Origin of the sequence: Staphylococcus croceilyticus (assembly GCF_002902575.1) — a bacterium.
In the GTDB taxonomy this organism is placed as follows: domain Bacteria; phylum Bacillota; class Bacilli; order Staphylococcales; family Staphylococcaceae; genus Staphylococcus; species Staphylococcus croceilyticus.
This window is the reverse complement of sequence record NZ_PPRD01000077.1, coordinates 23,837-36,345: the sequence shown is the minus strand read 5'-3', so window position 1 is coordinate 36,345 and position 12,509 is coordinate 23,837. Positions and strand designations below refer to the sequence as shown.

12 protein-coding genes and 2 pseudogenes are annotated in these 12,509 nt (G+C 32.3%); 7 read left to right on the top strand and 7 right to left on the bottom strand.

Translation table 11 applies throughout. From position 1 onward, the window contains the following. The first annotated feature begins 70 nt into the window (after positions 1–70). The 7 genes and pseudogenes from CD128_RS09265 to CD128_RS09235 all read left to right on the top strand — a co-directional run. Complete coding sequence (locus CD128_RS09265) at positions 71–871, top strand: MBL fold metallo-hydrolase (RefSeq protein WP_103297267.1); 801 nt, start codon at positions 71–73, stop codon at positions 869–871. Positions 872–1,274: 403 nt separating this feature from the next. Continuing rightward, entirely contained in the window at positions 1,275–1,754 is a 480-nt protein-coding gene (rlmH, locus tag CD128_RS09260) for a 23S rRNA (pseudouridine(1915)-N(3))-methyltransferase RlmH (protein WP_103329650.1), read from the top strand. 176 nt (positions 1,755–1,930) lie between these two features. Further along, positions 1,931–2,158 carry a hypothetical protein gene (locus tag CD128_RS11885; RefSeq protein WP_154393804.1) on the top strand — a complete coding sequence of 76 codons (228 nt, stop codon included), beginning with the start codon at positions 1,931–1,933 and terminating at the stop codon, positions 2,156–2,158. Positions 2,159–2,431: 273 nt separating this feature from the next. After that, on the top strand, positions 2,432–3,337 hold the full coding sequence (locus tag CD128_RS09250; RefSeq protein WP_049394886.1) for an FAD:protein FMN transferase: 906 nt from the start codon (positions 2,432–2,434) through the stop codon (positions 3,335–3,337). 82 nt (positions 3,338–3,419) lie between these two features. Further along, positions 3,420–6,437, top strand: a complete 3,018-nt coding sequence (locus CD128_RS09245) for an NADH-dependent flavin oxidoreductase (RefSeq protein ID WP_049394883.1) — start codon at positions 3,420–3,422, stop codon at positions 6,435–6,437. Positions 6,438–6,465: 28 nt separating this feature from the next. After that, positions 6,466–7,842 carry an MFS transporter gene (locus CD128_RS09240; RefSeq protein ID WP_103329678.1) on the top strand — a complete coding sequence of 459 codons (1,377 nt, stop codon included), beginning with the start codon at positions 6,466–6,468 and terminating at the stop codon, positions 7,840–7,842. Positions 7,843–7,905: 63 nt separating this feature from the next. Then, positions 7,906–8,090 (top strand): annotated as a pseudogene (locus tag CD128_RS09235) (SDR family oxidoreductase); the annotation flags it as partial. Between the two features lie 98 nt (positions 8,091–8,188). Here CD128_RS09235 and CD128_RS09230 read toward each other — a convergent pair. The 7 genes and pseudogenes from CD128_RS09230 to CD128_RS09195 form a co-directional block, all read right to left on the bottom strand. Then, positions 8,189–8,406, bottom strand: a pseudogene (locus CD128_RS09230) (IS5/IS1182 family transposase); the annotation flags it as partial. Positions 8,407–8,463: 57 nt separating this feature from the next. Further along, complete coding sequence (locus tag CD128_RS09225; protein ID WP_049426128.1) at positions 8,464–8,961, bottom strand: GNAT family N-acetyltransferase; 498 nt, start codon at positions 8,959–8,961, stop codon at positions 8,464–8,466. A gap of 325 nt (positions 8,962–9,286) precedes the next feature. After that, the gene (locus tag CD128_RS09220; RefSeq protein WP_049395113.1) at positions 9,287–9,478 is read right to left on the bottom strand and encodes a hypothetical protein; all 192 of its coding nucleotides are present in this window, start codon (positions 9,476–9,478) and stop codon (positions 9,287–9,289) included. Positions 9,479–9,493: 15 nt separating this feature from the next. After that, entirely contained in the window at positions 9,494–9,997 is a 504-nt protein-coding gene (locus CD128_RS09215) for a DUF1643 domain-containing protein (RefSeq protein ID WP_049395114.1), read from the bottom strand. A 14-nt stretch (positions 9,998–10,011) separates the two neighbouring features. Then, a complete protein-coding gene (locus tag CD128_RS09210; protein WP_049426126.1) occupies positions 10,012–10,323 on the bottom strand; it encodes a DUF960 domain-containing protein in 312 nt (103 codons plus the stop codon). Positions 10,324–10,409: 86 nt separating this feature from the next. Further along, positions 10,410–10,760 carry an SAUGI family uracil-DNA glycosylase inhibitor gene (locus CD128_RS09200; protein WP_049426125.1) on the bottom strand — a complete coding sequence of 117 codons (351 nt, stop codon included), beginning with the start codon at positions 10,758–10,760 and terminating at the stop codon, positions 10,410–10,412. Positions 10,761–11,320: 560 nt separating this feature from the next. Further along, positions 11,321–12,502 (bottom strand): NupC/NupG family nucleoside CNT transporter, encoded by a 1,182-nt coding sequence (locus CD128_RS09195; protein WP_048667851.1) that lies wholly within the window; start codon positions 12,500–12,502, stop codon positions 11,321–11,323. Positions 12,503–12,509: the final 7 nt, after the last annotated feature.

The window sequence follows — 12,509 nt, the reverse complement described above, 5'->3', positions numbered from 1 at the left end:
AGAGTGTAGAATAGATAATTTAGACTGAAGGCACTCTAACATATAGAATAGGTTGTCGGAAGTAGAAAGGATGAGCTGTTTGATACGCATGAGTGTTCTAGCAAGTGGTAGTACGGGAAATGCCACTTATGTTGAAAGTGATAAAGGCAGTCTTTTAGTAGATGTTGGACTCACTGGTAAGAAAATGGAAGAGTTATTTAGCCAAATAGATAGAAATATGAAAGATTTAAACGGTATATTGGTTACTCATGAGCATAGTGATCATATTAAAGGATTAGGTGTGGTTGCTCGTAAATACGGTTTACCGATTTATGCGAATGAGAATACGTGGAAAGCTATCGATAAAAAAGATGGAAAAATACCAATGGATCAAAAATTCATTTTTAATCCATATGAAACGAAATCAATTGCAGGTTTTGATATAGAGTCATTTAATGTATCTCACGATGCGATTGACCCTCAGTTTTACATTTTCCATAATAATTATAAGAAATTTACGATGATTACAGACACAGGTTATGTTTCTGACCGTATGAAAGGTATGATTCAGGGTAGTGACGCTTTTATGTTTGAGAGCAATCATGATGTGGATATGTTACGCATGTGTCGTTATCCTTGGAAGACGAAACAACGTATTTTAAGCGATATGGGCCATGTATCAAATGAGGATGCTGGACTTGCGATGACGGATGTTATTACAGGCAATACGAAGCGTATTTATCTTTCTCACTTATCTCAAGATAATAATATGAAAGAGTTAGCACGTATGAGTGTAGGGCAAGTGTTAAATGAACACGATATTGATACAGAAAAAGAAGTATTATTGTGTGATACAGATAAAGCACAAGCTACACCTATTTACACATTATAATATTTCAGACAGACGGCCTACTTATAATTTTAATAATTGTAAGTAGGTCTTTTTCTATATTTTGATGTAATTATCTAATAATTTGAACTATACATTAATATTCATAAGGAACCCTATAAAAGTAGGATTTGGATAAAATATGTGAATAAATATTTAAGACTTACTTCTAGTTATCCCCAAAAATAGAAAAAGTTATCCACTGTTGTGTATAATACACACAGAAATACTCACATTATTCACAGACTTATCCACAAATTTGAGGTGTTAATAACATATTTTAGTGCTATTTCTAAATTTTTCCACAGAATTTATATACATTACTGTTATAATTAGAGGGAATTCTGTTAACAAGTGAATAACTTGTGGATAAGTGGGATAACTATTAACATCTATGGAGGATTATATGAAGATAACTATCTTAGCTGTAGGTAAATTAAAAGAAAAATATTGGAAACAGTCTATTGCAGAATATGAAAAAAGATTGGGTGCTTATTCCAAAATTGAAATTATTGAAGTACCCGATGAGAAAGCTTCAGAAAATATGAGTGAAAAAGAAATCGAACAAGTGAAAGAAAAAGAAGGACAGCGCCTTCTAGCTAAAATTAAACCACAAGCAACGGTTATAACATTAGAGATACAAGGCAAAATGTTGTCATCAGAAGGATTAGCGCAAGAACTTCAACAACGCATGACACAAGGTCAAAGCGACTTTGTATTTGTCATTGGAGGATCAAACGGCTTGCATAAAGACGTCTTAAAACGCAGCAACTACGCACTTTCGTTCAGTAAAATGACCTTCCCTCATCAAATGATGCGCGTTGTCTTAATCGAACAAGTATATCGAGCATTTAAAATAATGCGAGGCGAAGCGTACCACAAATAAAACTAAAAAATAGATTGTGAAAAATTTATCTTTGAAAGGGGTCGAATGAGAGACATAGAAGTAGAAAAAGCCTATAAGATGATGAAAGAACAAGGTAAAATAAATTTTAGTGAATACCATAAGACACTATTACATATACATACTCTAGGATCACATGATTTAAAATTATATGATGAATGGAACAAACAATATTTCTATCTATTAGCCAAGATGAAATATTTAGAATTGCTAAAAAAGAAAATATTCTTTACAGTGAGTATTCTAATATAAATGATTTAAAGGAATTAGATATTTTTAAGAACTATAAAAATCTAAAGGAAATGCTTTCTTATTTTATTTTGGTATACAGCATATATACTAATGGAATATCAATAGTTGTTGTTGCAGATCATAATACTGTGTGAAGAATGGAATAAAGAATTCTGTACGGCTTCTGTTCTACTCTTTTTTATTAAAAATATATAATAAAGAATTTTTTAAAATAGTAAAATTTATACTTTGATTAACTTTTGACATAATTATGAACATCTAAATAAGTAAAAATCAAATATTTGAAATTGTGTTAATATGAATGTAGAAACTAAGGTAATAATTTCATTTAAAATAGCTTTTAAAATTTATATACATATTAGCGTTGTGATACACGTAGAAAGGGGGAATCAAAAGTGGAAACGCTAATGGTTAAAGCAATGGGGACGGTGATACGTTTATCGATTGAACATCAACATTCGAGTACATTACTTCAAGAAGCTGAATTAAAAATTCATGATTGGGAATCTCAATTTAGTGCTAATGATCCAAAATCAGATTTGATGAATGTGAATCAACATGCAGGTATCGCACCAGTCAAGGTTAATCCTGAGATGTTTAACATGATACGTTATGGTTATGAAACTACACTATCTTCTAATTTTAAGATGAACATATTGATAGGGCCATTAGTTAAATTATGGAAAATTGGTTTCAAAGATGCATTGAAACCTAAAGAAGAAGATATACAACGCGCTTTAATGTGTATGAATCCTGAAAATCTTGTTCTAAATTCAAAGACACATGAAGTATTTCTTACACGACCAGGAATGGAGATTGATTTAGGAGCCATTGTAAAAGGTTATTTTGCTGATCAATTACAGCAATACTTTTTATCTCATGGTGTAGCTTCTGCCATTATCGATTTAGGTGGTAATGTTTTAACAATTGGTAGACAACCGGAAACTCTAGAAAAATGGCATGTAGGTATACGCAATCCTTTTTATAAAGATGCATTATCACTCGTTACATTAAATGTAGAGCATCAATCAGTTGTTACTTCAGGCATCTATGAACGCTATTTCATACAGGAACATCAATTATTTCATCATATTTTGGATTCCAATACAGGGTATCCTGTAGATAATGATATCGCTAGCGTGACAATCATATCTGATCATGGGATTGATGGCGAGGTATGGAGTACAATTTGTAGTTTTGGTCAATCACAACAAAATATTGAATTATTAAACCTCATAGATGGTGTTGAAGGCATCATTGTGACAAGAGATGGAAACGTTTTAATGACTTCAAAAATGCAAAGGTATTTATAAAATTTTAAAAAATACTCATAAAGAGTATTTTATTTTTAAGTATAAATGTGAAAAAAATCACAATGTATTAGGAGGAATTGCTATGAGTAAAGAATTATTTGATACTTTTAAATTTAAATGTGGTGCCGAATTAAAAAATAGAGTATTAATGGCGCCCATGACTATCCAAGCTGGATATTTTGATGGAAGTGTTACATCAGAAATGATTGATTATTATCAATTTAGGGCTGGTGATGCTTCAGCAATTATTGTTGAAAGTTGTTTTGTTGAAAACCATGGGAGAGGCTTCCCAGGAGCTATAGGTATTGATAACGATGACAAAATACCTGGACTTAAACGTCTAGCAGAAGCGATTCAATCTAAGGGGTCAAAAGCGATTTTACAACTTTATCATGCTGGAAGAATGGCGAATCCTAAGTTCAATGAAGGTGAACAACCCATATCTGCGAGTCCTATTGCAGCATTAAGACCTGATGCGGTACCACCAAGAGAAATGACACATGCTCAAATCAATCAGATGATAGAAGATTTCGGAGAAGCGACACGTCGTGCTATAGAAGCAGGATTTGATGGTGTTGAAATTCATGGTGCCAACACATACTTATTACAACAATTTTTCTCTCCGCATTCTAATCGAAGAGAAGATACATGGGGAGGCAGTCGTGAAAAACGTACGCGATTCCCAATCGAAGTACTAACAAAAGTTCAACATGTCGTTGATGAAAATGAAGCTTCTCAATTTATAATAGGATATCGATTCTCACCTGAAGAAATTGAAGAGCCAGGCATACGTTTTGAAGATACAATGTTTTTACTAAATACTTTAGCAAAATATGAACCCGATTACTTCCATATATCAGCAAACAGTTATCAACGTACGTCCATAGTGAATCAAGAAGATACAGAACCTTTAATTAATAAATATCATAAAATGCAAAGTGCACAATTGGCACAAATTCCATTAATCGGTGTTGGTAGTATTGCGCAACGAAAAGATGCAGAACATGCCCTTGAACTCGGTTATGATCTTTTAAGTGTTGGGAAAGCCTATTTAGTAGAACCTCAATGGACGGATAAAATTTCACAAAACGAAGAAGTTGAACAATTTGTCGATATACATGACCAAAAAATACTTCACATACCATCTCCTCTATGGAAAGTGATGGACTTCATGATTTTAGATAAAGAAGAAGAACATCGTAAATATGAAAGATTAAAAGCACTACAAAATAAAAAAGTGAAATTTAACAAAGGCACGTATCATGTTTATGCAAAAGGTCATAATGGCAATCTACCAATGAAAGTTCAATTGTCGGAAGATAAAATTGTAAGTATTGAAGTAGATGATAGTGGAGAGTCTGAAGGTATAGCGAACCCAGTTTTTGAACGTTTACCTCAAGATATCATCAATGGACAAACGTTAAATGTCGATGTCATATCAGGTGCGACAGTAACAAGTGAAGGCATCGTACAGGGCATTGCAGATGCAATTGAACAAGCAGGCGAAGATCCAGATATTTTACGAGCACGTCCTAAACCAGTCGTTCAGTGGTCTGATGAGGTCGTTGAAGAGACGACTGACGTAGTCGTGATTGGTACAGGTGGTGCTGGTTTAAGTGCAGCTGCTACGGTTTTAGACGAAGGAAAAGAAGTCATCATGCTTGAGAAATTTGCGGCTATAGGTGGCAATACCATCCGAACAGGTGGTCAAGTCAATGCTGCTGAGCCTAAATGGCAAAGTGCATTCCCTGCACTCGCTGGTGAAAAAGACACATTGATACAGTTATTAAATCATGATGAAAAGGATATAGATGAGGCTTATCTTGAAGATTTCAATACTTTAAAGCGTCAAATTAAAGATTACCTTGAAAAAAGTAGCAATAAAGATGATTATCTTTTCGATTCTGTTGAATTACATCGCATTCAAACGTATCTAGGTGGAAGACGTAAAGATCGTAATAATGTCGAAATTTCAGGTGATTATGATTTAGTTAAAACACTCACAGATAATGTTTTGGAATCAGTATACTGGTTGAAAGATAAAGGGGTACATTTTGATCGTTCATTTGTAGATATGCCTGTTGGTGCACTATGGCGTCGTGGTCATAAACCAATGAAAGCACAAGGTTTAGAGTACATTGAAAATCTAGGAGACTACGTTAAACAGCATCATGGTCGTATTTTTACAGAAACTACTGCAGAAAAATTAATTAAAGAAGGTAATCAAGTTGTTGGTATTGAAGCACGTAAAGCAAATGGTGCTAAAGTTAAGATTCACACTCGTCACGGCGTAGTGTTGGCCACAGGTGGTTTTGGAGCGAATACTAAAATGATACAACAATATAATACGTATTGGGATAACATTCCAGATGATATTAAAACAACAAATTCTCCTGCAATTACAGGTGATGGTATACGTTTAGGTGTGCAAGCAGGCGCTGACATCGTAGGTATGGGATTCTCTCAAATGATGCCGATTTCTGATCCTAAGACAGGTGCATTATTCACAGGATTAATCGTGACACCTTCAAACTTCGTCTTCATTAATAAGGAAGGCCATCGTTTTGTTAACGAATTTGAAAGTAGAGATGTATTATCTAAGGCAGCATTAGAACAAAAAGACGGCATCTTCTATATTATTGCAGACGCAAATATTAAAGCGCTAGCTATGAATACGACTGAAGACAAAATAAATCAAGAATTAGAAGATGGCACTTTAATAAAAGCTGATACCTTAGAAGTGTTAGCTCAAAAATTAAACATAGATGCAACTACTTTTGTGAATACGATTGAAAGATATAATACTTTCGTAGAACTAGGACATGATGAAGATTTCAATAAAAATGCATTTGATTTAAAAATCGAAAAAGCACCATTCTATGCGACACCACGAAAACCTGCAATACATCATACTATGGGTGGTTTGAAAATCAACATACATGCACAAGTCGTTGATGTAGAAGGTCATATCATTAAAGGATTGTATGCAGCTGGTGAAGTTGCTGGTGGTATACATGCGGGTAACCGTCTAGGTGGTAATGCACTGGCAGATATTTTCACTTTTGGTCGCATCGCTGGTCAAAGTGCTGTAATGAAATAAATAAAGAAGAACAGGAGGACATTTAATGATGAGTGAACAGTTTAATAAAGGAAAACAACTCATTGTAGCGATTATTTTAGGGATTCTCACATATTGGTTGTTTGCACAGTCTTTCTTGAATATCGCACCACATGTTCAACGTTTCTATGATGTAGATATGAGTATTGTTAACATTGCGGTCAGTCTCACATCACTCTTAACTGGTGTATTTATAGTTGTAGCAGGAGGTTTATCTGATAAGTTAGGTCGAGTTAAAATTACTTACGCAGGTTTGATACTTAGTATACTTGGGTCTATTGCACTGATTATATCTCATGCGCCACTTTTATTATTGGTAGGTCGAGTGTTACAAGGTTTATCTGCAGCATGCCTACTTCCAGCAACTATTGCGTTAATTAATTCATCCTTTCATGGTGAAGAAAGACAAAAGGCACTAAGTTATTGGTCATTTGGTTCATATGGTGGAACAGGATTAGCATCACTATTTGCTGGAATGATAGCCACTTTTATTGAGTGGCGTTGGATTTTCGTGTTGTCAATCATTTTCTCAATTCTTGCCTTAATATTGCTTAAAGGCATACCAGAATCTAAAGATGAATCTGCACATAATAAAAAATTTGATATTATTGGTATTATTATTTTTGTCATTATGATGTTAAGTATTAACATAGTAATAACCCAAGGTGATAGAATTGGATGGTTAAATCCTATTATTGTAATATTAATTGCCATATTCATTGTGACATTAATAGCTTTCTATATATTTGAAAAACGTCAAAATGAACCTTTCATAGATTTTAGTTTATTTTCAAATAATATTTATATTGGCACAACATTAGCTAATTTAATGGTGAATATGGATATAGGCTCACTTGCATTATTTAATATCTATGTTCAAGATGATAAACATTTAACAGGAGCACAAGCAGGTTTAATTACAATTCCATATATGTTGTGTAGTTTATTAATGATACGTGTAGGTGAACGTTTTATGCAAAATCGAGGACCGCAATTGCCACTTATGCTAGGTCCTATATCAATTACAGTGGGTATTATACTTTTAGCCTTCACTTCGTTGCCTAACATGATTTATTATATTGTAGCGTGCATCGGCTTTATCTTTATAGGTTTAGGATTAGGTTTCTTTGCGACACCAGCGCTATCTACAGCTGTATCTAATGTTCCGTCAGAAAAAGCAGGTACTGCATCAGGGATTATCAAAATGACTTCTACACTCGGTGCAGCATTTGGTATCGCTGTTGTAACTACAATCTATACGGCATTGTCCGTCAATCATCCAGCACAATTTGCAGCTACAATCGCATTTATCGTGGGGGCAGGTTTAGTGTTTATCGCATTTATTGCCGCGTATTGTTTAATTCCTAGAAAGAATGTAGATGCTTAAATCGAGAGTTGGCGCAGTAAATATCATTGCTTGAATTTTGATCGTATGTTGAATGATGAATAAATAGTTAAACTTGATGATAGTCTTGAAATAGGAGATGCGTTTGAAGCCTTTTCTTCAGAATTACGCTTGGAAGATATCAATCACCATCCGCTGTTGCAAACTTAGTATCATTCTTAGCTTCTAATGATTCTGACTATATTACTGGTCAATTCATTTTAACTGATGGTGGATTAGTGTATAGATAAAAAGGGATACTTCGTCATGATAATTAATGGATAAAAAAAGCGTTTAAATATTTATATATAATGATTGTGTGCTTATACAAAATGTCAACTCAATGCATTCATGTGAGAGTGGGATGATGAGTCTGAGACATAAAGTCTCTGGATAAGTCAATAAAGACAATTTCTATTGAAATAATATAGAAATTGTCTTTTTTATAATTTTTTGATTATTTTCAGATTATTGAGCTGCTACTTTTCTTATATTGAGTGCCATTAATACAAATCCAAGTTCTCTTTTAATTTTATTTATTCCTCTAATGGATATTCGAATGAAACCCGTTCTAGTAATTTAGTTTTGAACCCACCTAAATGAATATATGAGTTATTTTTTATACTATAAAATATATTCAGATTTCAATAGTGACATAAAATAGGCATCTTTATATTTACCTTTAGTGTAGAATTGCTCTTTGAGTAATCCTTCAGTTTTAAATCCTTGTGATTCGTATATATGCACAGCTTTTTTGTTATCTGTATCAACATATAGATAAATTTTGTGCATATTTAATATATCTAATGCATAATTTATCGCTTTTTCGAATGCGAATTTTGCATAACCTTTACCACTGAACTCAGGTTTAATAATTATTTGTATTTCACAATTACGATGGATGTAATTAATTTCTACTAATTCAACAATTCCTATGACTTGATTTTCATCTTCAACAATAAAACGTCTCTCTGATTCATCTAATAAATGCTTATCAAATAAATATTGAAGTTCCGTTAAGGATTCATAAGGCTCTTCAAACCAATAAGACATAATAGAATATTCATTATTTAATTCATGAACAAAAAGTAAATCACTATACTCTAATGCTCTTAGTTTCATAATTCCACTCCTAAAATTTTCCTATATATTTGCATTATAAATATAAATAACGAATAAGTTATCATTCACTGTGAATACTCTATTTTAACAATTCACTACATACTAATTCTCATTTTCTTATTATTCTCTAATATCTCTGATTTATTACTCTTACTATGAAACATATAAAACTGTCACATTTGTTTATATTAATAATAAATACATCAATGATAACAAAAAGAAAATAAAAAAATAAAAATAGAGCATCCCTCACCGTAAAAGTGAAGGATGCTTTATTTTTATTAGAATATAGTTTTCATTTTGATAGATAATGGTTAATAATTGTCTATAAATCATTATTAAGGACCGTTGTAATACAATCGTCATTCATAAAATTTTCATAGATTTTATCCAATATTTTTTCATCTTCAATTGCTGTGAAATGATATACTAGCCCTTTTACTATTGATACATAATTATGCTTTGCTAAGAAGTTAGCAACTGTTCGCCAGTCTGACTGTGTAGTGTCATGGTTCATAGATAAATCCTCCTTTTATTTCAATGTCCATTTTTGACGTGCCTTAGGGTTAAGTGGATGCATGATTTCATTTGTTACTGGATTGATGAGTTTCTTTACTTTCTTCTTATGAGGTTTTAGCATTTCCATCACTTGTTCGACACGTTCTACAACAACTGGTCGCTTCGCATAAGCACCATAAGCTAGAATCACTGTGTCACTTTCGCTAATCGCTTTCATCAAGTGAATATCAGTGTGCTCATCGTATGGATTTTTGATGTGTTTGAGATTTTCTGGACTTTTAATATTAGAGAATAGATTTACAAGATATACAGCACCGTATCTTTCTGAATTAGCTAATTGGTTGAGGATGAGAACAGTTGTGAGATCGAGTGATAATACACCATCTAAATGAGGATACATCGTTATCACTGTACAAACAGGTTTCTTTTCATCCCACGTCTTTTTGAGTAAGTATCGGTGTTTTTCATCGTCGCTAAATATCGCTTCTGTGTATATCGTACTTTTGATTGTATTCATCATCTTCACTCCTTTTAGTATTCTTCTGGTAAAAGCATCACATAATAAAAAGTGTCTACATCATCTTCACGAATGACGTAGACTTTCTTAGGTACTGCATTTTGATTTTTTACATAGTTTGTATAGTGATATTCCAATTTGTATGCGGGCTGTTCTTGTTCATGAGTAATAGAGAGTATATTATTATCTTCTTGTAGTTTAAAAATGTGTAGGTAATCTGTATGACCTTGTTGATCTCTTTCTTTTACCATATTCCAAAGTAAGATTTGAAGGTCTAGAGATAGTTGTTCACTAATGCCTCTTGTGATGTATCGATTGATTTTCATACTATTTTCCTCCATTTTGCTTTTCTTTCATGATGTCAATCACTTCGTTAATGACTGTAACAGATATTTATGCCACTTTGATCCAATTATTCATGGTTATTCCCTCCTTCTCTTAGTAAATGACGTTCATCGATAATCGTATTTTTAGTATCTGTGAGGTATAGAAAGTCCATATCAAAATGATCCAGATAACCAATGCTGATGAGTTGGTTATTGGCGTACATTAGAAATGGATAGATACTTAGCTCATGTAGCTCATTATTATAGTAGGTATAAGTTTCAAGTATGAGATGTGCCAGTGGAGAATTATTAATAAAACGTTCCGGTAGAATATTTTCTGCTGCTTCTTCTAACGCTTCACATTCCCATGTTTCGTTGTTAGATAGTTGGAATAGATGAGTTATATATTGTTTGAGTTCTTGAGTGATTGTTTCCATATCATTGCCTCCTAGATAGTGTGATAGTGATGTAGTTCATATACATCAATGGGATAATATATATTTGATTTGTCATTTATTACGAATCCCGGTAAGAATAAGAGAAAATTCCGATCAAAAACCCGTGATAAACGTTGGTGTAACAAGGAAATCCCGGAATCCCACTCATTTTGACGAACAATCAACTCATTATTTATAAGTATTGATGATAGGGTTGGGTTTCTGCTTCCTTATATATATTATTTATTTATAAAGAATAACGGGATTTTGGGATTGTGCTTGCACAATCCTTCTGCTTCTTCGAGTAAGCAAATCCCATTCATTTCCCGTTAAAAAATCATCGTGGGATGTTCTTTAGCAATTTCAATATAAGCTTCGTGTAGTAGTAGATAGATAATGCAATTTGCTACCATATTAGATAAGTGTTATTGAAATTGATAAAGAGAATTCTTATAAATAGTTATAAAAAGTAATCAGAAGAAGAAAATAAAGAACTTTCTATAATAAAAAGTCTTCACTATTAAATTTTAGTGAAGACTTTTTACTTAAAATTTTATTATTTATAAAACTAAGCCAATAATACTTGCTGAAATAATTGATGCTAATGTTGCACCTAATAATAATCTTAGGGCAAAAGAAGCTACTTTATTTCCCTGTTTACTATCAATACCTTTAATAGCTCCTACCATAATTCCAACAGTACCAAAGTTAGCAAAGCTTACAAGATAAACAGATATTATACCTTGAGTCTTTGGAGATAGAGAAGAGGCAATTTTTTGAAAATCTAACATTGCTACGAACTCATTTGTAATTAACTTTGTTGCCATAATTGATCCAGCACGTATAGCTTCACTCCATGGAATACCCATAATGAAAGCGATAGGAGCAAATATGTAACCAATCAATTTTTTAAAATCTAGACCGACTAAATCAAATACAATAGTAATTCCTTTCATTAAAGATATAAAAGCTAACAACATTATTGCTACAGTAATAGCAATTCTGAAGCCATCAATAGCACTTTCACCAATCATTTGAAAGAAAGTTGTTTTTTTAATATTTTTTTCTGATTCAGCTTCTAATTCTTTATTATCATTTTTGTAAGGATTAATGACGCTAGCAATTATCAAAGCACTGAAAATATTTAAAACAACTGCAGTAACTACATATTTAGGATCGATCATTTGCATATATGAGCCTAGCATAGCCATACTGACAGCACTCATACCTGAAGTAGCGATAGTATATAACTTTTCTTTTGACAAGCTTGGAATAATATTTTTAACTGTTAAATAAACCTCTGGTTGACCTAACATAGAAGTAGATATTGCGATATAGCTTTCAAGTTGGCCCATATGAGTTATTTTATTAATTATCCAACCTATAATTTTAATTAGAAAAGGTAAAATTTTAAAATAGTTTAACATACCAATTAAAACTGAAATAAAAACTAAAGGTAGTAATACATTTAGAAAGAAATTATAGCCGTTTTTATTTTGTAAATCTCCAAAAACGAATTCAATACCTTCTTTACTAATATTCATTAAACCTTCAAAAAATGTACTCATTGCGGTTAATAAATTAAGACCTATTGATGTATTCATCATAAATAAAACAAGAACAATTTGTATTACTATCATAATCATTGGTTTTTTTATATCTATAGCTTTTCTATTAAAACTAAAAATATATGCAACTAATAAAGCAAAAACTATTCCTAAAAATGTGAAGATTATTGACATAGTCAAG